The organism is Paenibacillus sp. MB22_1, from assembly GCF_047200555.1.
GTDB lineage: Bacteria > Bacillota > Bacilli > Paenibacillales > Paenibacillaceae > Fontibacillus > Fontibacillus phoenicis.
The window spans coordinates 1,866,966-1,887,910 of record NZ_JBLADV010000002.1 but is presented as its reverse complement, the minus strand read 5'-3'; the positions used below and the strand labels follow the sequence as shown (position 1 = coordinate 1,887,910).

Genomic DNA, 20,945 nt, shown 5'->3' with positions numbered 1-20,945 from the left:
AATCTGAATTTCACTTTCAATTCTGGACGATCTATTACTTCCTTTAACTTTTGTAACTTGCCTTCTTGCCTCAGCTTCAATCTGCCATATTGGTCATACTCCTAGGTCGTATTCCTAGGGCTATCTTAGGTTTTTTACGATTAAGTAAGGACTTAGCTCTCGACTGCTTCAAAGCAGGCTATTCTCCTCAGACAAAGCGCTTTTTCGTAACAACGATTTCTCTTTCTCTACTGCCTGATTCAGCGGGATAATCATGAAAAAGAGGGCGGCTGCATAGGTTCCTACCTATCTTCGACAAAGGGAGCATAAGAAAAACGTGCCGCTGCAAATGCAACCGCACGTCGGTCTTCCATCTGTCTATGAAAGTAAAGATTAGGAACGATTCACCGCCAACGGCTCGGCTTTTCGCAGCTCGGCGTTTAGCGCCGCAGCCTCGCGGATCGCCCGGGCGTCCTTGAAGATCTCGCCCGGTCTGCTGGCTTTGCCGATCACATAACCGGCAAACGGTAACCCCACGAAATCAAACGTGTACTGCAGCTGTTGAATGAGCGGCAGCGCTTTGATCCGCGGATTATCGCCGCCGACCACGACGGCATAGGCTGTTTTGGCCGCCATCCGCTCTTTAAACTTGAAACGGACATCGCGCAAGCTTTGCGACCAGCGATCGATGAAGTTCTTCATCAAGCCGGATGGCCCGTACCAATATACCGGCGTGGCGAAGATCAAAATATCATGCTCCAGCACCTGCAGGATCAGCTCGTCGTAATCATCGTCCACGGGATCGAAGCCGCCTTCGTCGTGCCGTTGATCGTGGATCGGTTTGATTTCTTTCTCCCGCAGGATGATATTCGTATAGGGTAACCCCTCTAAAACCAGCCGCGTCAGTTCCTCCGTGTTCCCTCCATTCCTTGCACTTCCCTGAATGACAGCAATGCGCATTCCCTGCACTCCCCTCCGAATTCTCAAGCGAAACTTCCCGAAGTTGCGCCTGCTTTACGCCTATTTATTGTTATGCGACAGGCATCTGAAATATATGCAATCTCCATAAGTTTATGGCGTTTTTTCGGGAAATGTGCAAAGGGTTGTCTAGTAATATGTTGGTAGAGCGACATCGGGACCTGCCAAAGCTTCAGCAGAAGCTGACTTTGGCCCTGATCCGGGACTAGAAACCGCGCTATCCCGATTCAATCGCCAAACCTCGTTCCCGCCGAGGTTTACCGGATAAGCTCGGCCCCCAAATTCCAGCAGACCCTCCACCGTCCGAACGCTCATCCCGATGAGCGCTTTAGGCTCACCGCGTCGATCGGTGACGAGACGGGTCCCGTAGGGAAACCGGCAGTACGGCTCCCCGTCCCGGTATACGGTGCTGCCTTCACGCGTATTGACCAGCTCGAATACCGTGCCGTCCACTTTCCGGGCATACGCGGTTTCCTCGGCCGGTACTTCCCCGTGATCCATCGGATAAGGCAGCAGCCCGGTGAACCACAGCTCTTCCTCCGGCATCGGCAGGATGCCGCACAACCGCTCCACATAGTCGAGCAGACACAAAATCGCAGGGGAGTAGGTCTCGGTGAAGCCTTCCTCTCCCGTCCAAGGGCTGAGGCACTGGGCGAAACGCTCCATGCGGGCCATCGCCGACAGAATCGGCTGCAGTACCCAGGTTAGCTCCACATGCCGCCCGTGGTACTCAAACGCATGCGGAGCACGGATTAAGCTAAGGAAGTTTGTCGTCCCCGCCCAGGTGTTGTAGGCCGACGACGGATCAAACCGCGGGTCGTCCATGGCAATCGAAGTGAAGGGATACTTGGCAAAAAACTTCCGCGTATTCAGCAAATATCGTCGCAGCGACGAAGCGAAAAATACCCCGTCCCCCACCTCGCAAGCCAATACGCGCAGCAGCACGTCAGACTGGATGCGGACGAACTGTCCGCTCGCGTCCACGTCGTAGAAGAACCCGTCTTCCGCATCATAGCAATGCTTCATCAGGCTGGACAGGCTCGCCTCCGCTTTAGCTGCCCACTCCGGTCCTGCTGCCGCCCCCAGCTCCGCGGCGATGGCCGCCAAATAACGCCGCTGACAGTAGACGTTAGCCGTCAGATCCGGCGCCAAAAACGGCAGCACCGGCGAGTCCGGATCGTACCGGCGCGGGTCGCCCAGATGCGACGTATCCGGCACATGCCAGAAGCGCGGAGATAGATCATGCCCCGTATCGAACGTGCAAAACGCCTCCACGCAGCCCGTCCCCCGCGTATCACGGAACGCGGCCAGCCAGGCGTCGTGCCGCTCCATGGCGCGGTACATCTTGTCCAGGAACTCCCGGTCCGCCCGGCCGTTCAGGCGGTAGTGGTTCCATACCGAGCGGGCCAGCGGCGTGACCATCTGGATTTGCCGGTATGCCGGTCCCGTGCCGGTCACCTTGTAGGGCATGAGGCCATCGGAGCGTTGGTAATCGGCAAACAAGGTGAAGGTCGCCTGCGCCACCGACGGCACAAAGCGGCTGAGCAGCTCGGTATTGATCGTCCCGGTGCTCTCCAGCCAAGTGCCGAGGTACACGCCGCCTTCATGCAGCACCGGCACGCCGCTCACCGACGGCACGATGCAATCGAGCAGCTTGCGCACGCCGGCGTAATAGACCCGCTCCAGCGGGCTCCCTTCGTTCGCCGCGAATTTGACGCCCGAAGCGGCAAACTCCTCCAGCACGGCTTGATCCGTGCTCTTACGCAAACCCTCTCCGCCTACAGCTGACACAACCTCCATCTTGCGCAACCGCTCCAACACGCCCATCTCTCCCATTTCCCCCATCTGTCCCACCTCACCTATCTCTGCTCTTCTTTCGGATGCGCGTATAATCGCCCGTCCTGCTCCGTCACCGGGATGAAGATCGGACGTTCATTGGGGCTGTCGTTTGGCGTATGAATCGCCAGTCGCAGCTCGCCCGCGAACGTGCGGAACACCATCCCGTGGCCGCCGTCCCGTTTATACAACGGCTCTGCGTCCTGCACCCACGGGCCGGTAATGTCTCCACCAGCTTGGCGAGCGCAGCCGATCGTGTAGCCGCCGTCGCTAAAGCTGGACCAGAGCAGCAGCAGCTCGCCGTTATCAGCGCGGTACAGGAAGGGGCCGTCTGTGACGTAATTGGCCCCGCCGCGAATCCCTTCGGCCCATGGTGCCTCCGAAGCCCGGAACAATAGCACAGGCTCAGACACCGCCCGGTCCAGCTCGCGGCTTAGACGCACCGCGCAAATCTTCCCGTCCTGCACCTGTACCCATTCATGGCAGAACACCATCCAGGGCTCGCCCTGCGGGTCGACGTAAAATGTCCCGTCCAAGCACTCCCAATCGCGCGGCGTCAACGGCCCGTCCCCAAGCGGCTGGAACGGGCCCAGCGGGCTGTCCGCCACCAGCGTTTGCGTGCCCCGGCATCGGCCGTCTGCCTTGAAGGTGGCGAACATGTAGTAGCGCCCCTGCCACTCATGCACCTCCGGCGCCCAGTAGTTGAAGTCCGACCAGAAATCCGGCTCCGGGCGGAACGCCGGGTAAGGACCTTCCCATGCCGCCAAATCCGTGCTCACGTAAACGTCAAACCCGCGCGGTTTGCCCTTCCAGCACGTCTCTCCGATCGTGCCGTACATATAATATTTGCCTTCCGCCGGCATCGGCAGGAGGAACGGATCCCGAATATGGATGTCCGATAACGCCAAGGTCATAACCAATCCCTCCTAGAAGTCGTGTACAGTTCACCGTCCTGTCAGCTTACTTCAGCCCCGTCGTCGAGATTCCTTCGACGATATAACGCTGGAAGATCAGGAAGATCACGATGACCGGCGCAACCGCCACCGTCGACATCGCCATCAACGAGCCCCAGTTCGACGTGCTGGTGGAGTCAATTAACGAGCGCAAACCGATCATTACCGTAAACAGCTTAGGACTGTTCAGGTAAATCATTTGCCCAAAGAAGTCGTCCCACGTCCAGTAGAACGTAAAGATCGACGTTGTAATCACCGCCGGTACGCACAGCGGCATAATGATCCGCAAGTATATCTGCCAAGGTCCACAGCCGTCGATCCGGGCGCTTTCGTCCAATTCCATCGGTAACCCGCGAATAAACTGCACCATCAGCAGCACGAAAAACGCATCCAATGCAAAAAACTTCGGCACAACGAGCGGAAGAAACGTATTCACCCATCCAAACGTGTGGAACAGAATATATTGCGGAATGAGCGTCACTTGAAACGGCAGCATCAGCGTCATCAGCATCATGCTGAACCAGAATTTCTGACCCGCAAAATTCAAACGCGCAAAGGCAAAGGCCGCCAGCGAGCAGGAGATTACGTTGCCAATCACCGCCAGCGCCGCAATAATAAAGGAATTGATCAGGAAATGCCCAAATGAATACCCCTGAATCCCCCGCCAGCCGTTAACGTAATTGGAGAACGTGAAGGAATCCGGCCACAATCCCATGTCCGAGAAGATTTCCGCGTTTGGCTTGAACGAGCTGCTGATCATCCACAACACCGGATAAATCATGATCGTCCCGATCACGATCACCACCACGTGTCTCCACAGTTTGCTTAAGCTTAGCCTCAACACCATCTCTCTCAGCCCCTTTCGTCCTTGCCGTCGCCGTAATAAACCCAATACTTGGAGGAAGCGAACACGATCGCCGTAAAAATACCGATAATCACCAGCATCACCCAAGCCATAGCCGAGGCGTAACCCATATTAAAGTAAGAGAACCCCTTCAAATACAGGTACAGCGAGTAGAACATCGTCGAGTCGATCGGACCGCCATGACCGTCCCCGATAATGTACCCGGAGGTAAACACCTGGAACGAGCTGATCATGTTCATCACCAGGTTAAACAGGATAACCGGCGACAACAGCGGCAGCGTAATCCGCAGAAACTGACGCGTCCGGCTGATGCCGTCCACCGCCGCAGCCTCGTAGATTTCCCCCGGGATCTGCTTCAGTCCCGCCAGGAAAATCACCATCGACGAGCCAAATTGCCAAACCGACAGCGCGACGATGGAATAAATAATGTAGCTCGGATTGGCCACCCAATCGTGGGCATCAATATGAAAAATCCCGAGGAACCGGTTAAACAACCCGTCACCGGAGAAGATTTTTTTCCAAACCACCGCAATCGCCACGCTCCCCCCTAACAACGAAGGGATGTAATAGACGGTCCGATATAGGCCAAGCAGCCGTAACCCTTTATTCAAAATAATCGCGACCGCCAGTGCGAACACCAACCGCAGAGGAACGGAGAGGAACACGTATTGAAATGTCAGCTTCAACGAATGCGTAAACGTGGCATCTCCCGTAAACATCTCCGTAAAATTCTGAAGCCCAATCCAAGCGGGCGCTTTCAACATGTTATAGTTCGTAAAGGACAAATACAGCGAAGCCAGAATCGGCCCAATCGCCATGCAAAAAAATCCAATCAACCAGGGCAGCAGAAACAAATAACCCGTCAAGTTCCGTTTCAGGGATCGACGTCGTTTTGGCTTTACCATCGTTTGGGTTGCCACACCTGTCACCGAATCCATAAGTAAACACCTCCGTAACCATCATTCCTTGGGTTCAGAAAAAGGGGAACCCAACGGATCCCCTCTTTCGTGTGACAGGCCGGTTAATTTGTCGTTGCACTTAAGTTTGCCTGTAAGATTTTTTGTCCCTGTGCATAAAAATCTTCTGCTGCCTTCGCGATGTCCATCCGTCCGAATGCCACGTTCTGGCTGGCTTTCAGCAGCTCTTGCTTAAACTCGTTGGAGCCCGGAACGTTGTACAACAGGTCGACATCATCCACCGCCACGATATCCAGGTAATCGTACACCACTTTATCCGTTTCGGAAGCCTCCGCCTTCAGTACGGCCCGCATCTCCGAGGAGACTGGTACGCCGCGGTTGTTGCCAAGGATTTTGGCTGCGTCCGGATCGTTCACCCAGAAGTCCATCAGCATCGCTACTTCCTTCGGATGCTTGGTATTGGCATAACCCACGATGTTTTGGCTTGATTGGACGGAGATCATGCTGCCGTTTGGTCCCATCGGAACCGGGATGAGCGTCAGCTTATCCTGGGACATTTTTTGGAAATCAGCAAACTGGTTCGTCGGAATAAACTGCATCGCCACTTGGCCTTTCGTCACCAGGGACATGCTTGTATCGTCCGGATCGGCCGAAATTTGCAGCTCCGGCGTAACGATGCTGCCGGCTTTGCGCATGCCTTCCCAGAGCGTGAACCACTCGGCGACGTCCGCCGCCTCGAAGCCCAGCTTCTTCTCCGGCTCATTGTAGATCATCTTGTCCCGCTGAGTCAGGTATACCCCAAACTGGTCCATCTCGCCGGAATAATCGTAAGAGCCGTAAATGTCTTTGCCGGTAGCCGCAATCTGTTCATTGATCTTGACAAAATCATCCCAAGTCCATTCCTTCGTCGGCAGAGGCAGTCCAGCTTTCTCAAACAGCGCCGTATTCGCGAGAATCGCTGTCGAGTTCGCCCCAATCGAGATCCCCCGCAGCTTACCATCAAACGTATTCACGTTGATGAGCTGCGGCGAAATTTTGCTGGTATCGACTTCATTGCCGACGTACGGAGTGATATCCAGCAGTACATCCCGGGTGGCATATTCCAAGATATTGCTCCCTAACGTAAACAGGTCCGGGGCCGTCCCCGATGCCAGCTGCGTATTCAGCTTATCGAAATATCCGTCAAAAGGAGAGAACTCTGGGATCACCTTGACGTTCGGGTGTTTCTCCTCGAACTTCTTCAGCATGGCCGTGGTAATGTCAGCCCGGGTTTGGTCCCCCCACCACATGACGCGAAGCTCAACTTGCTCCTCGCTGGCGGCGCCTCCTGCCTCCGACGGCTGGTTCGTATTCCCCGTAGTTACACTCCCGGCATTGTTGTTACCGGAGCCGCACGCCGAGACCAAGATGGCCGTAACAAGAAGCAAACTGGCCAACAACATCGCCTTCGTCTTCTTCATCTCTTCCTTCCCCCTTCATGAGAATGGTCTTGCTGATTAAATGGTAGCGCATACAAAAAAGGAGAAGAATCCAATTTCTTTGGGCGTTGGACTTTTACTTTTTTTAGATGTTCTTATCCTTCTGCCGGTACTCGGACGGACTGATGCCAAATACCTTCTTGAATTTCGTGCTGAAGTAGCTGGCATTGGAGAAGCCCGTCAGCTCCGCGATATCGCTTAAGGACAGCGGGGTTTCGTCAAGCAGCTGCACCGCTTTGTTCATGCGTACATCGGTCAGGTATTGGAGAAAGGATTTGCCGGTTTTTGTTTTAAACAGATCGGACAAATAGGACAGGTTATAGTGGTACTGCTCGGCGATTTGCGACAGGTTCAGATCGTTCATGTAATTCAGCTCGATCATTTCCTTCATCGCTTCCACGATGGAGGGCTCCTCCCTCGTGCTGTCCCCCTTCTTCAGCGAAAACAGCGGCTCCGCCAGCCCATACAGGAACCCGCAGGCTTTGGATACGGTGCCGAGCCCCCATACTCGCTCCGGATCCAACCAGATCTCGTCCTTCTCCCGCAGCGCAAGCCCCATGGCATCCGCTGCCGCTTCGATGGCCAAGCAGCATTGGAAAATCAGCTTGATAAACTGCGGGTGCGAGAACGCCAGCGCGGCGGCGAGCTCCTCCTCCACCAGCTTCTCAAACGCTGCCTTGCGGCCGTCGGCCAAATGCCGCTGCAGCAGCTTCAGCTTGTCCTGGGCCGCCAGCTGTGCCGGATCCGCCGGGCCCCGCGTAGGCTCCGCTCCGGCTTGCTGCGTGTATCGGCTCATATACCAGGCCAGCACGGAGGAAAGGTACCCCTCCCGCCATGCCTCCAGACCTTGCACGGGTTCGCCGGCCATCACCAGCGCCTTCTGTTTCAAATAGCTGCGGACAATATCAGCCACTTGGCTGGAGAAGCTTTGCACAGCGGCCGTGTCGCCCGGCACGATGGCAAACAGCAAGTCAGGATGCTTCGCTTCCCGAAAGACCGGGATACCGGGAGCAGAACCGGTTGTACCCGCCAGCTCGCGGCAAAGCAGCTCAAACGGCAGACGCAGGCCGGATTCCTCCGGCGCTTCTTCCGGTGCCGGCGGTAACCCGATCGCCACAAAACGCACCGGTTGCTCCGCCAGTTCATTTAAGCCAAACAACCGAACCCGTTCCGGCCACAGGTGGCTGCTGCCTGGATAAGCTCGGATCACGCTCTGAATAAATTGCTCCTTCATTTCCTCCAGGTAGCGGGACAGCTTCCATTCCGCCAGCTTCCGCTCCGCCTGCGCCGAGCGCTCCCGGTCCAGCTCAGAAGCGACCCTGCCCAAGGCTCCGGCCAGTTCGCTCCGCGTCACCGGCTTGAGCAGCAAGTCACTGGCGCGATTTTTGATCGCCGCATGGGCGTACTGAAAATCGTCATATCCCGTCAGCACGATCAGACGAATATCCGGATATTGCCGGGAACAGCTTTCGAGCAGCTCCACCCCGTCCATGATCGGCATGCGCATATCGGTAATGATAATGTCGCAGTCCCCGGTCTGAAGCCACTCCAGCGCCTCCTGACCATTCCCCGCTTCCCCGGCGATCTGGAGGCCCAGCTGCTGCCAATCGATTTTTAGCCTTAGTCCTTGACGAATCTCCCGTTCATCATCAACCAGCAGCACGTTATACATCCGCATTTCCCTCCCCTATCGGCAAACTCAGTGTGATCGTCGTCCCTTCCCCGGGCGCCGATTGAATCGAAAACGCAAAGCCAGCTCCATAATAAAGCGCACACCGGGCCAAAATATTCCGCAAGCCGATCTGTCTCCCGCCGGTGCTTAATACCTGCTCCAGTTGGGAATGCTGGTACTCCTCGTTCAGCTGCCGCACCAAGTCCGGCTCCATGCCAACTCCGTTGTCGGCCACCTGCAAGAGCAGCCGTTGATCCTCCTCCCAAATCCGGATGCGCACAACGGCAACGTCGTTTTTGACCTGACTGTATTTCACGGCATTTTCCACAAGCGGCTGCAAAATAAACTTCACGATATACACCGGACGGTCCGGCACCGCGTTCTCCAGCGTCAAATCCAGCTGTTCCGCAAACCGATGGTGCAGAATCGCAGCGAAAGATTCGGTATACGTCACTTCGTCACGCAACGGGATCAGATCGCTTTTGGCATTCAGCGAGAAGCGCAGCATTTTGCCTAGCGATTCGATAACGTCAACTGCATCATCCGTTCGCCTCTGGATCACCAGACTGCTGAGTAACTCCAACGTGTTAAACAAAAAATGCGGATTAATCTGCATCAGCAGCGCCCGATATTCCGCCTGTTGCCGGCGCAGCTTCAATTCAAACTCGCTTTTCAAATGGGCGCGCAGCCGTACAATCATGTTACGGAACGTGGCCGTCACGAACCCGACCTCATGGTTCACCTGCTGCCGCTCAGGAATACGCTGCTCCGCCTGGGCGAACTCCCCGCGCTGGACAAGCCGCATCGCTGCCACCAAGCCGCCCAGCGGTTTGGTAATGCTGTAGGAAATCCAGACGGCCGCAAGGACAGCGAACACCAACAGTGTCCCGGTCGCCACCAAAATCCCTGATTTCAGATTGATCAGGTTGGCCAGCAGTTCATTTTCCGAGACCGCCCCAACGAGCATCCAATCGTTAAATTGCAGTTTTTTGTAGACATAGATCATGTCCTCGCCCTGAGGTTTGGCATAAAATACGCCTTCCCGCGGCCCCCGCTCCCGGATCTCCCCCAGCTTGTTCAGGACCGGTTCGCTGAAATCTGACAACGGCTGGCCTAACAGCGGTTCACCTTCGCCGCTAAGCAAAAAAATCGTACCATGGGTTCCGAGATGCACCTGGCTGAGCGGGTCCTTGAAGTATTCAGCGCGAACGTTCACCTTCATGATGGCGGTAGCTTGGGAAACGCTGAACGTCCCGATCGGGATCAGGAAGCTGATGACCTCATGCTCCTTCAAACGTACCGGTTCAAACGGATCCACCGCCGCCGGGGCCCAATGCTGCTCAGACTCGTAAAAATTTCGATACCAGTCCGTCTCCAAAAACGACGGGTCCTGCAAGATCCGGTTGTCCAGACCGACATACAGCCCGTCTTTGCGATAAATCGAGGCGGTGGCGATGATGGAATAGTTGTTCACCGTCCGCGTCAAAAATTTGCTGAGCTGGATATTTTTCAGCATCTTCTGCCCTTCGGACTGCGTGGGATCGGAGACGAATTCGCTCCAGTCGTTCGTGATGTCACTGTTATAGATCACTGAGGAGAAATCGTAGATTTGGCCAATCGTGGAGTTGATGAGTGCGGTGTAGGCCGTCATTTTTTCCAATGCCGCCGTTTCGCTGTCAGAGCGCAAGATCGCGCTGGACTTGTTATAGCTGATCAGGAACATGACGCAGAAGGAAATGACCAATAAGACGACAAATACGGCAATCAGCCGATTGCGTAGCGAAAAAAACATCGGCGCCCCTCCCTTATGCACAACACTATAACGAAAACGTCCATTTCCCGCAATAAGCGCTTACATAGGCGTGACGTCAAGCTTTTTTTCATTTCACTTGCCAGAATCCCTCCCGCGCCCAAGCCCCTGCCCCGACTTCCAGACGAGGAACCGGCCCGACCAAGGTCCAGTTCACAAACCGTCCCCAGCCCGTTATGCCCTGCCGCCATTCCCGGTAGAATGAAGACATGAACAACGGATAACACATTCGTTCAATCGAGACTCAGTCCCCATGATCCTATTGACTTAAAAATAAATGAAAGCGAGTGGTTGACCATGAAAAAACTGTATCGTTCGGCAACGGATAAGCAACTGAGCGGCCTGTGCGGCGGGCTCGCCCAATGGCTTGGGGTTGACTCCACGGTCGTGCGGCTGATCGCCGTCGTGGCGGTATTCTTCAGCTTTGGCACCGTCGTAGCCCTGTACCTGATCGCAAGCCTCATCGTTCCCAAGGAACCGATCGGCAGCTACAGCTACGATGATCCGTTTTCCCCGTTTTGATCTGTGAAAGTTCCCAAACTCTATTAACCCTAAAGGAGAGATTCCAATGAGCAGCGTATTTGATCGTATCGCCAATCTGGCCAAGGCTTCCATTCATGAAGTGTTAAACAAACTGGAGGATCCGGTCCTGATGACCGGCCAATACTTACGCAACCTGGAGGACGACATCGCCGCCGCTGAGAAACTGTTGAAGGAGCAGCAAATGACCGCGACCGTTCAGGAGCGAAAAAGCGCAGATATCGCGCATCTGGCCAAGCAAAGTGAAATTCGGGCTTTGACCGCTCTGGAGCAAGGCGATGAAGTGACGGCGCGCCATGCGGCTGCGGAGAAAATCCGTTACGAGGAGCAAGCGCAGCTGTACGCCAAAGAAGCGCAGGAGGCCCGTGACCGCGTCGCTGAGCTGGAGATTCGCATCGCGGAAGGCAAAGCGGAGTTTGCCCGCTTGAAGGAGAAACGTAACGAGCTGGCAGCCCGTGCCCGCAAGGTACAAGTCAAAGCCGAGACCGAACGGCCGAACTTTAGCCGCGGCATCGAAAGCGGCGCAGCCGCGCGGGGCTTCGAGCGCATGGAGGAGAAGATCCTGAGCTGGGAAGCTCAGCAAGAAGTCTCCGCCAGCTACGGGAGAACGGCCGGTGTCGCGGATGCAGGCACAACCCAGTCCGCCGCCGTCAACGAAGAGCTGGAACGTCTGAAGGCGCAATTGTCGAACCGGCATTCCTGAGCCGTTCATATATAGAGGAACCGCCCGAGAGAGCGCCGATCGAGTTAAGCATGAAAAAGAGCCCGGCAAGAACAATCTCTTGCCGGACTTCTTCATTTGAAAGCTTATGATTTGCCGTCCTTGCCAGCTTTGAACACTTCGCCGATCGCGCCGAGGCTTCCCAGCGTTTCGATCGCATTCGATGGGAGAAATACCTTGTTGGCCGGTCCCTTGGCCACTTCCTTCAACGCTTCGAAGGACTGGTACGCCAGGACGGCTTCGGTTAAAGCAGCGTCGCGCAGCATTTCGATCCGCGTCTTTTCGGCGGCGGCAATCGACTCGATCGCTTTTGCTTGACCCAGCGCCTCCAGCTCCTGGGCTTGGCGGAAGCCTTCGGCTTCGCGAATACGCGCTTCCTTGTCGCCTTCCGCTTTCAGGATCTTACTTTGCTTGTCACCTTCCGCACGCAAGATCATATCCTGCTTGGCGGCTTCGGCCTCAAGCACGATGGCCCGTTTGTTCCGCTCGGCCTTCATTTGTTTGTCCATCGCTTCTTGGATATCCACCGGCGGCCGGATGTCGAGGACTTCTACCCGTTCGATCCGCACGCCCCACTTCTCGGTCGCTTCATCAAGCGCCGTCCGGATATCGGTTGAAATCTTCTCCCGACCGGACAACGTTTCGTCCAGTTCCATTTTACCGATGATCTGACGCAGCGTAGCTGTTGTAATGTTACGCACCCCGTACACAAAATCAGAAATGCCGTACGTTGCTTGTTCCGGATTTACAACCTGATAGAAAATAATCGTGTCGATCTGCACCTGTACGTTATCTTTGGTGATGACGGTTTGCGGCGGCACATTCGTCTGTTGAATCCGCAAATCGTGATACGTCCGCACCTGGTCGATGATCGGGATCAGGACGTTCAGACCCGGCGTCAGCAAACGGTTAAATTTACCGAGCCGTTCAACGACACCCACTCGTTGCTGCGGTACGATTTTGACTGTCAGTGAGACAAATACGACAACAACGACAACAATGACCGCAATAATTGCCCATTGCATTAAGTAATTTCCTCCCATCTTTCTACTTCGATAATTGTACTGCTTCGCGCCAGCACCCGAACCTTCTCATCCCTGCCGATCGGGACGGAGGCCTTCGCGCTCCACGAATCTCCCCCAACCTTCACGATGCCGTATTGACCGGGTTCAATCGATTCCACAACGACGCCTTGCTTCCCTACCAGTTCGGTACCGATATCCTTAAACCCTTTTGCTGTGCGAAATTTTCTGGAAAGCGGCTTCGTAAACACCGTCAGGACTACGGCGACCAGACAGCCCAAAGCGACCTGCCAGAAGTAAGCTTCGGGGGCCACCAAAGCTACAACTACCGCAACCAGCGAACCGATGCAGAGCCATAGCAGGTAAAAAGTCATCGTCATCATCTCAAGTACCAATAAGATTCCGGCGACGATGAGCCAAATCGCCCACATTTCCATCCCCCTGTTGCACCACCTTTCAGCATTATAGTTATTTATACGGGAAACATACCAAAAAGTATCAAGGAATCGCTGGAAATAGAAAAAAAAGCACCCCAGCACACCGCCGGAATGCTTAATTCAAACGTAAAGAGTTCTGATTTCCTGAGTTACCGGTACAATGCCAACAGCCGGAACGCCGCCGTTTTGCTCTCCACCTCTTCTTCTCTTCCATATTCAAAGGAGTCGACGATATAGAGCCGGTCGGCTTTCTGCAGAGCCGCGGCGAAGTTTTTGACTTCCGCCAAGCTCCCCCGGAGCTGAAGCTGCAGCGACATCACGGTGAACCCCGCCGTACTGAGTTCCGCTTCATTTAACAATCCGGAAGCCCCCAATGCAGAAGGAACGCCGTCTGTCGACGATGAACCTGCGGGCAGACTGTTCAAAATGGACACACTTCCGTCCAGAGACAAGGAATTGTCTACGGCCGCAGCATCAGCGGAAACCGCAAAGGACCCGCCGCTTTCCGGCCCTTCGAAGACAACCTCCCGAATCTGTACGCCGGAGGACTTGGCCGCTCGTTCCAGGTCTAGCAAAATCCCTTCCCGGTCGGGCTCCTCCGGTACCGCTGCCTCCCGCTTGGCCGTATCGGCCAAAGCGTCCGATGCTGCTGTATCTGCCCGTTTGGCCTCAACAATCGCCTGTGTTTTTTGCAGAAATAATTGTTTGGCTTCGTGGTCGGACGCCAGGTTCGCCGATTTCTCCATCTCCGGCCGGTATCCGAAGAAATAAAACGATCCCGCCGCTAGCAGCACTAGCGCAGCAACCAGCATCCAGCGGGCTCCGGCCGATCCGGAGCGATGTTCCGTATTCATTCGCCGTCACCTGCCTGTTCCGCCGTTCCCGTTCCCGGCTTCAGCTCAAATGTGCCGATATACCCCCGCCCCGGCAGCTCTTTCACCGATTGAATCAGCTCGCCGCTTAGTTCCGGCTGTTTACGCAGCGCGGTGGAATAGGCACTAGCTTCACTTAAGCTGGCGAATCGGCACGTCCAAGTGAGTACGGTCTCGTGAAAGCGTACCGTTTCCAACGTGCCCCCAGCGGGAAGCGGGGCTTCCAGGCTGGTGATGAGCGCCTTCACATCCGGCCGCTGTCCGCTTAGCTTCTCGATCAACTCGATGCCCGCTGCTCCGATTCCCGCAGTCCCCAAGCTTTGCAGTTCGCTTTGCAGCTCCGCCTGCTGCCGTTCCGTTTCGGCGATTCTCGTAGTTAATTCAGCAGCCGTCTCGTGAACGCCCCAAAAGGCATACCCAAAGTAAGCGCAAAGCCCAAGCCCGGCGAGCAGCAACAAGAGCGGGAGAAGGACTCCAGAGGAAGCCGGACGCGGCTTGGGAGGGAGCAAATTGATATCGATCATCGGCCTTCCGCTCCCTTCATGGCGAGGCCAAGGGCAATCGCATAGCTGCCTTGGTCGGCGATTTCCTGTCCAGCAAAATACGGGGACAAGTCCACTTCGGACACGCTCACCTGATCAAAAGCCGCCGACAGCTGGCGCACGATCTCCGGCTTGTCCGGCGCGGCGCCGGCAATCACGATGCCTTGCACGCGTTCATGCCCTTCATGTAGCGTATACTCATAGAAATTCATGATCCGGGTCACCGAGGAGACGATCTCCCCATACCGCCACGTATTCAGCTTGTCCCCGGACATCGGCTCCAAGGGAAACGTGCGCACGAAATCAGGCAACCCCTGGTGGTAGGTATAGACCTCCGCTTCTTTGGCTTTGAAATTAATCGCCATCACATTGCCGGATTCCCCTAGCAGGCGCTGCTGCCGAAGGATGCGCGACAGCGCAATGGCCGCCAAATCGACCGCTTCCAGACGAAGTCCAGCTTGTTCCAGTGAAGACACCATCTCTTGAATGATCGGACGCGGCACGGCGGCCACAAACGTGAGCAGCGCCTCCCCCTCCTCGCGCTCCTCGATCCAATGGTAGTCAATCACCGGATCCTCAAACGGCAGGCGAATGCTGCCTTCGATCTCCAGTTCGGTCACGCGGCGTTGCTGCCTTTTGCTCACCTTCGGGACCTGGAGCAAGCGGATAAACGATTGGGAGGTGGGCGCCGCTAGACGAACTTTCTTCCCGGCTAGTCCCCGGCGGTTCGCCCAGCGCTTCACCATCTCGGTGAAGCCGGACACGTCGGGAACCCCGTCCTCGTTCAGTTCGGCATCCACCGGCAGCAAGCCGCCCCGTTCTACGATGCCACGTTTGGCGTCAAATTTGACGAAACGGATTCCATCCTCATCGATCGTAATCCCAATGTGGGCCGACCGCCGGTTTAGTAAAAAGGAATGACGTTTTGCAGATACCAATGGATGATCTCCTTTCCATACATGTAAACCACCAGGGTGCCGATTGCCAAAAAGGGACCAAACGCCAGCGTCTGGCCGCGTCTTCTGCGGCCCCACGCCAGCTGCAGCAGTCCGGCGGCCGCGCCGGCTGCGCTGGCCAGAAACAAGGCCAGGAGCACGCCGGGAAAGCCGACGACCCAGCCAAAGACGGTCAGCAGCTTCACGTCGCCCATCCCCATCCCTTTCCCGGAGGTGAGGAGGGCGATCAGCAGCAGCAGACCGCCGCCGCCAAGCGCGCCCAGCGCTTGGCTCCACAACGGCACGCCGCCCGCCAGCGGGGCGGCGACGAGCAGCACGGCGCCGAAGCCTAGGACGGCGCCGTTGGGGATAATATGCGCGGTCAGGTCAGTGACCGCGCACAGCACGGCCAGCGCGCTCAGCAGCAGGCCGAGCGCCCATGCGCCCGATGCACCGAATTGCAGGTGCATCAGCGCGAACAGCGCCGCCGTCCCAAGGGCGGCGGCCGCTTCGCCCGCTGCCGGGCCTGCGGCTTGGCTGCTGCTTGCGCGCAGCAGCCCGCGCTTCGCCACCAGCCGGCGCCCGTACCACGCCAGGACCGGCCCCAGGGCCAGCCCACCGGCAACATTCAGCGCCGTCAGGATCATATTCGCGTCCATCCGCTTCAGTCTGTAGAAGAAGCAAGCTTCTTACCTGCTTTTAATTCAGAGGTTTTAAAACTGACGCTATCACTGCCGATGATCAACGTGACTACAGCATTCTCCGTATTCCAATTGTCCAGATTTACGGAAGTATTGTCGCCTAATGCCGCCCCGGTTTTGGGATCTGTAATTCCGCTCTGGATGTATTTTTCACTAACCAAGTCGGACAGCTTATGCGTCCCTGTAACTTCCCCGTTGTTTTTCGTAATCGATCTCAATCTCGCCGCTTCATACAGCTGGTTTGCCGTTGCTGTTCTGGCATTCTCCTTCGTATCGTTCAACAACCCGGAAATCAAAGGCACCGCGATTGCAGCGATCACCCCGATAATGACGATAACGGCCAGCAACTCGACGAGCGTAATCCCCTTCTCTTCCTTGCGCAATCGTTGAATCCGTTGGATAAGTGCTGTCATAATAATTAACCTCCTAAAATAATTTGCTTCACTTCGTGAGCTCAACCCAATTCAGCTGATACTTTGATAAATACTAAGCATCGGGATCATTACCGAAGCAATGATAAAGCCAACCACGCCAGCCAGCAGCAAAATCATCGCCGGCTCGATCAGCTGCTTCAGCTTGTCCACCGTGTTCTCAACGTCCCGTTCATAAAAATCGGCCACCTTGCCCAGCATCGCATCGATCGAACCGGTCTCCTCGCCAACCCGAATCATCTGGGTGACCAGCGGCGGAAACACCCACGACTGGCGCAGCGGCTCTGACAGCGGCCGTCCTTGGCGCAGCGATGCCTGGCATTCCTGCAGCGTCGCTCCGATCACCCTGTTGCCGACGGCCTTCTCTACGATCGCCAAGGCTTGAAGCACCGGCACCGCGCTGGCAAACAACGAAGACAACGTCCGCGTCATCTGGGCGATCGCGCTTTTCCGATTGAGCATCCCGAACACGGGGACTTTGAGCTTGATATAATCCCAAGCATACGCCCCTCGCTCCCACTTCAAGAGCAGGTAGACCACAGCAACCGCCGCCAAAGCGGCCAGCAGCCATACGATCCAATGCTGTTCCACACTGCGGCTGAGGGTAAGCGTAAACCTCGTAATCGCGGGCAAATCACCGCCTAATTCAGCGAACATCGCTTGAAAGCGGGGAATCATAAATTTCAACAGGAAGATAATCACAAACACGGCCATCACGCTGACGATCAGCGGATAGGTCATCGCGGACTTCACTTTCTCCCGCGTGACATGCGCTTTTTCAAAATACACCGCAAGCCGCTCCAGCGTCTCTTCCATGCTGCCTGCCTCTTCCCCTGCGCGAACCATATGTACAAAGATCGACGGAAAAATCCGCGGGTACGCCGCGACCGCCCCGGAGAGCGTATTGCCCTTACGGAGCTCGGCGGTTACTTCAGCCAGCGTCTTCTTCAGCGGTTTGCTTTCCGATTGCTCCGCTAAGATCGCGGTCGCCTCCACGATCGAGATTCCCGCCTTAATCATCGTGGCAAACTGCCGGCAAAACACGACGAACTGCTCGTTCTTCACCGGGCTGCCCAGGTAAAACTCTTTATTCCACACCGTCTCGCGCTGCTCACGCAGACCCGTTACTACGATTTGCTGCCTCTTGAGTTCGGCAAGCGCGGTTGGCCGATCCGGGGCTTGCAGAGCCCCTTTGCATCGCTTCCCCACCACATCCTTGCCCTGATATACGTACTGGGGCATCTTCCATCTGTCCTTCCGCTTCACACATCTGCTGTTTACTTAACCTCGTGAATTAATGAGGGCTTTCCGCTAGGTATGGCCGGGCTGCAGCCTCATCAATGGCCCCTTGCCGCAGCAGCTCACGCAGACTCATCTCCAGCGTGTGCATCCCAAGCTGGGAGCTTGTCTGCATCACGCTTCGAATTTGGTGCACCTTCTCCGTCCGGATCAGGTTGCCGACCGCCGGCGGATTGAGCAGCAATTCCGTCGCGCACACCCGCCCTTTCCCGCTGCGGGACGGAAGCAGCCGCTGCGATAGGATTGCCAGCAACACCGAAGCCAGCTGAATCCGGATCTGCCCCTGCTGGGCCGGTGGAAAAGCATCAATGATCCGATCGATCGTTTGCGGAGCGTCCGCCGTATGTAAGGTGGCAAAGACGAGATGACCGGTTTCGGCCGCCGTGATGGCCGTCCGAATCGTCTCCGGATCGCGCATCTCGCCAACCAAGATGATATCCGGATCTTGACGAAGCGCAGCCCGCAGTCCGTTATCAAAAGACAACGTATCCAGCCCCACCTCCCGCTGATTAATGATCGACTTGTCGTGGCGGTGCAAGTATTCGATCGGATCCTCCAGCGTTACGATATGCTTGCGCTGGGTATGATTAATATGGTCAATCAACGAAGCCAACGTCGTTGATTTGCCGCTTCCCGTCGGGCCGGTAACCAGAAACAACCCTTGCGGCTTCTGCGCCAGCTTCAACAGCACCGGCGGCAAATTTAACGTTTCGAAGGGCGGGATCGAAGGCGAAATGACCCTGGCCGCGATGCTGATCGAGCCCCGCTGCCGGAAGGCATTGATGCGAAACCGGGAGAGGCCCGGCACGCCGTAAGAGAAATCCAGCTCCCCGAACTCCGTGAATTTCTTATACTGCGCCGGGCTCATCAGCTCTTGCACGATCTGCTCCAGCATGGACGGCGAGAGCAGCTCTCCGTCCAGGGCGCGAAGCGCTCCATCGATGCGCAGCACCGGAGGCGAATTCACCGTCACGTGCAAATCGGAGGCGCCGGCATCAAACGCCTGCTTCAACAGTCCGTTAAACGTCCCGTCCGTCACGATCGGTCCTTGATTCATCGCTCTCCCTCTTCCACTTCACGGATGATTTCCTGCAAGGTGGTTTGTCCCTCCAGCGCTTTCTGGATCCCGTCGGCAAACAACGGCGTCATCCCTTGCTCCTTCGCCATCCGGCGCAGCTCATGAATTGAGCGGCCTTCCACAATCGCCGTGCGCAGGTCGTCGCTGATCAGCAGCGCTTCATGCACCGCCATCCGGCCACGGTAGCCGGTTTTGCCGCAGGTGCCGCAGCCGTTGCCGCGGTACAGCTTGTCCGTTTGAATGCCGAGACGCTCCAGATAAATCATTTCCTGCCGATCTGGCGTATAGGCCGTTTTGCAGTCCGGGCAGATGCAGCGCACCAGCCTCTGGGCCACGATCCCGATCAGCGACGAGGCGATCAAGTACGGCTCGATCCCCATGTCACGCAGCCGGACGACCGTACTCACCGCATCATTGGTATGTAAAGTCGAAAATACGAGATGCCCGGTTAAAGAAGCACGAATTGCAATCTCCGCCGTTTCCAGATCGCGGATTTCCCCCACCATGATAATGTTGGGATCCTGACGCAGGATGGAGCGCAACCCCCTGGCAAACGTCAATCCGGCAGCCGGATGAACCTGCATTTGGTTCACGCCGTCCAGCGTGTACTCCACCGGATCTTCGACCGTAATGATATTCGTTTCTTCCCGGTTCAAGTGCTGCAGGGCCGAATACAAGGTCGTCGTCTTCCCGCTCCCCGTTGGCCCGGTCAGCAGAACCATGCCGTGCTGCTTCTCAATCATGCGCCGGAACAGGCTTAACGTCTGCTCCGTCATGCCCAGCTTGTCCAAGCCCTTCACGCCTTCGGCAAGGTCGAGCAGCCGCATGACGATTTTTTCTCCATGGACGGTTGGCAGCGACGACAAACGGATATCGATCGTTTGGCCATCCACCAGCATTTTGATCCGGCCATCCTGCGGTAACCGCCGTTCAGCGATGTTCAGGTTGCCGAGAATCTTCAGCCTGGCGATGATGACGCCTTGCATCGACTTCGGAATCGTCCGCTCATTGCGCAGCTGTCCATCAATCCGATAACGGATCGCCAGTTGGGTCTCCATCGGATCGACGTGAATGTCGCTGGCGCCAAGGCGCACCGCCTGCTCAATCATTTGCTGCACCAGCCGGACGACAGGCGAATCCTCACCCTGAATCACCGCATCTTCAACTTCAATTTGAGCGGTGCCGGCCCCAAGATCCTTGATCATTTCATTCATGGAGTCCTGCAGGCCATACAACCGGGCAATGCCCCGCTGCAGCTCGCCCCGCGAAATAATCGCCGGTTCGATCGTAAAGCCGGTGCTCATTCTGAGGTCGTCGATGATAAACAGATCCAAAGGATCGGCCATTGCAACCATGAGTTTACGTCCGTCTACGCGGATCGGAAGCACTTGATACCGTCTGGCCATTTGCTCCGGAATGACCTGGCTTAATTTCGTATCAATTTGAAACCTGGATAGTGTGACATGAGGAATACCCAGCTGAAATTCCAACACCTCGATGAGCTGGTGCTCCGTCAAGACGCCTTGTGCTAACAACACGTCACCAAGCTTTTTTCTGGTGCGCTGCTGTTCCTCCAAAGCGGCTTGCAGCTGCTGCTCCGTGATGATTCCGGATTCCAGCAGAAGTTCACCCAACCTTTTCTTGATCGTGTACATGGTTCACCTCATCCCTGTTGGAGTTTTCATGCGATTTAATTAATAGTTCTATTGTCCTATTTAGAGTAAACAAAAATAGTTCCAGAAAAATAAATCGTAGTAATTTAATACCGATTATATACCTTTCACTAAAACGATGCTATCATTTTTGTAGTAAAATATACCTAGATTACATAGGTCGACAGAACTCTCTATCGATTAACAACACTCTGCATATGTATCCC

At 55.8% G+C, this 20,945-nt stretch carries 20 protein-coding genes; 2 read left to right on the top strand and 18 right to left on the bottom strand.

All coding sequences use genetic code 11. The annotated features are described in order from the left end of the window. Nucleotides 1-372 precede the first annotated feature (372 nt). The 8 genes from ACL02P_RS20465 to ACL02P_RS20430 all read right to left on the bottom strand — a co-directional run bounded on the left by ACL02P_RS20465 (nucleotide 373) and on the right by ACL02P_RS20430 (nucleotide 10,470). Nucleotides 373-939, bottom strand: coding sequence for a flavodoxin family protein (locus ACL02P_RS20465; protein ID WP_412837993.1), 567 nt, complete (start codon nucleotides 937-939; stop codon nucleotides 373-375). 147 nt (nucleotides 940-1,086) lie between these two features. Further along, entirely contained in the window at nucleotides 1,087-2,802 is a 1,716-nt protein-coding gene (locus ACL02P_RS20460) for an MGH1-like glycoside hydrolase domain-containing protein (protein WP_412837992.1), read from the bottom strand. A 14-nt stretch (nucleotides 2,803-2,816) separates the two neighbouring features. Further along, nucleotides 2,817-3,707, bottom strand: coding sequence for a glycoside hydrolase family 43 protein (locus tag ACL02P_RS20455; RefSeq protein ID WP_412837991.1), 891 nt, complete (start codon nucleotides 3,705-3,707; stop codon nucleotides 2,817-2,819). Between the two features lie 46 nt (nucleotides 3,708-3,753). Further along, nucleotides 3,754-4,593: a carbohydrate ABC transporter permease gene (locus ACL02P_RS20450; protein ID WP_036644429.1), complete on the bottom strand. Its 840-nt coding sequence runs from the start codon at nucleotides 4,591-4,593 to the stop codon at nucleotides 3,754-3,756. A gap of 5 nt (nucleotides 4,594-4,598) precedes the next feature. Next, the gene (locus tag ACL02P_RS20445; RefSeq protein WP_412837990.1) at nucleotides 4,599-5,549 is read right to left on the bottom strand and encodes a carbohydrate ABC transporter permease; all 951 of its coding nucleotides are present in this window, start codon (nucleotides 5,547-5,549) and stop codon (nucleotides 4,599-4,601) included. Nucleotides 5,550-5,632: 83 nt separating this feature from the next. After that, nucleotides 5,633-6,988 (bottom strand): ABC transporter substrate-binding protein, encoded by a 1,356-nt coding sequence (locus ACL02P_RS20440; protein ID WP_412837989.1) that lies wholly within the window; start codon nucleotides 6,986-6,988, stop codon nucleotides 5,633-5,635. Nucleotides 6,989-7,091: 103 nt separating this feature from the next. After that, nucleotides 7,092-8,678, bottom strand: a complete 1,587-nt coding sequence (locus ACL02P_RS20435) for a response regulator transcription factor (protein ID WP_412837988.1) — start codon at nucleotides 8,676-8,678, stop codon at nucleotides 7,092-7,094. Continuing rightward, nucleotides 8,671-10,470 (bottom strand): sensor histidine kinase, encoded by a 1,800-nt coding sequence (locus ACL02P_RS20430; RefSeq protein ID WP_339301241.1) that lies wholly within the window; start codon nucleotides 10,468-10,470, stop codon nucleotides 8,671-8,673. The genes ACL02P_RS20435 and ACL02P_RS20430 overlap by 8 nt, the downstream gene beginning before the upstream one ends. 315 nt (nucleotides 10,471-10,785) lie before the next feature. On the opposite strand from ACL02P_RS20430, the gene ACL02P_RS20425 reads away from it, so the two are divergent. Continuing rightward, nucleotides 10,786-11,010: a PspC domain-containing protein gene (locus ACL02P_RS20425; protein WP_412837987.1), complete on the top strand. Its 225-nt coding sequence runs from the start codon at nucleotides 10,786-10,788 to the stop codon at nucleotides 11,008-11,010. A 46-nt stretch (nucleotides 11,011-11,056) separates the two neighbouring features. Continuing rightward, a complete protein-coding gene (locus ACL02P_RS20420; RefSeq protein WP_009223954.1) occupies nucleotides 11,057-11,731 on the top strand; it encodes a PspA/IM30 family protein in 675 nt (224 codons plus the stop codon). A gap of 104 nt (nucleotides 11,732-11,835) precedes the next feature. Here the strand turns inward: ACL02P_RS20420 and ACL02P_RS20415 are convergent, their stop codons facing one another. The 10 genes from ACL02P_RS20415 to ACL02P_RS20370 all read right to left on the bottom strand — a co-directional run bounded on the left by ACL02P_RS20415 (nucleotide 11,836) and on the right by ACL02P_RS20370 (nucleotide 20,721). Continuing rightward, nucleotides 11,836-12,774: an SPFH domain-containing protein gene (locus ACL02P_RS20415; protein WP_260070485.1), complete on the bottom strand. Its 939-nt coding sequence runs from the start codon at nucleotides 12,772-12,774 to the stop codon at nucleotides 11,836-11,838. Continuing rightward, a complete protein-coding gene (locus tag ACL02P_RS20410) occupies nucleotides 12,774-13,208 on the bottom strand; it encodes an NfeD family protein (protein ID WP_028539829.1) in 435 nt (144 codons plus the stop codon). Before ACL02P_RS20410 ends, ACL02P_RS20415 begins: the two co-directional genes overlap by 1 nt. A 149-nt stretch (nucleotides 13,209-13,357) precedes the next feature. After that, nucleotides 13,358-14,062 carry a hypothetical protein gene (locus ACL02P_RS20405; protein WP_260070487.1) on the bottom strand — a complete coding sequence of 235 codons (705 nt, stop codon included), beginning with the start codon at nucleotides 14,060-14,062 and terminating at the stop codon, nucleotides 13,358-13,360. Beyond that, complete coding sequence (locus ACL02P_RS20400) at nucleotides 14,059-14,604, bottom strand: hypothetical protein (protein WP_009223950.1); 546 nt, start codon at nucleotides 14,602-14,604, stop codon at nucleotides 14,059-14,061. The genes ACL02P_RS20405 and ACL02P_RS20400 overlap by 4 nt, the downstream gene beginning before the upstream one ends. Further along, nucleotides 14,601-15,560 carry a type IV pilus biogenesis protein PilM gene (pilM, locus tag ACL02P_RS20395; protein WP_412837986.1) on the bottom strand — a complete coding sequence of 320 codons (960 nt, stop codon included), beginning with the start codon at nucleotides 15,558-15,560 and terminating at the stop codon, nucleotides 14,601-14,603. Before pilM ends, ACL02P_RS20400 begins: the two co-directional genes overlap by 4 nt. Beyond that, the gene (locus tag ACL02P_RS20390; protein ID WP_051417100.1) at nucleotides 15,527-16,204 is read right to left on the bottom strand and encodes a prepilin peptidase; all 678 of its coding nucleotides are present in this window, start codon (nucleotides 16,202-16,204) and stop codon (nucleotides 15,527-15,529) included. Before ACL02P_RS20390 ends, pilM begins: the two co-directional genes overlap by 34 nt. A 17-nt stretch (nucleotides 16,205-16,221) precedes the next feature. After that, nucleotides 16,222-16,671: a prepilin-type N-terminal cleavage/methylation domain-containing protein gene (locus tag ACL02P_RS20385; protein WP_009223947.1), complete on the bottom strand. Its 450-nt coding sequence runs from the start codon at nucleotides 16,669-16,671 to the stop codon at nucleotides 16,222-16,224. 51 nt (nucleotides 16,672-16,722) lie between these two features. Continuing rightward, nucleotides 16,723-17,931: a type II secretion system F family protein gene (locus tag ACL02P_RS20380; RefSeq protein WP_036644415.1), complete on the bottom strand. Its 1,209-nt coding sequence runs from the start codon at nucleotides 17,929-17,931 to the stop codon at nucleotides 16,723-16,725. A 52-nt stretch (nucleotides 17,932-17,983) separates the two neighbouring features. After that, complete coding sequence (locus ACL02P_RS20375) at nucleotides 17,984-19,045, bottom strand: type IV pilus twitching motility protein PilT (protein ID WP_412837985.1); 1,062 nt, start codon at nucleotides 19,043-19,045, stop codon at nucleotides 17,984-17,986. After that, on the bottom strand, nucleotides 19,042-20,721 hold the full coding sequence (locus ACL02P_RS20370; protein WP_028539824.1) for a GspE/PulE family protein: 1,680 nt from the start codon (nucleotides 20,719-20,721) through the stop codon (nucleotides 19,042-19,044). Before ACL02P_RS20370 ends, ACL02P_RS20375 begins: the two co-directional genes overlap by 4 nt. Nucleotides 20,722-20,945 lie beyond the last annotated feature (224 nt).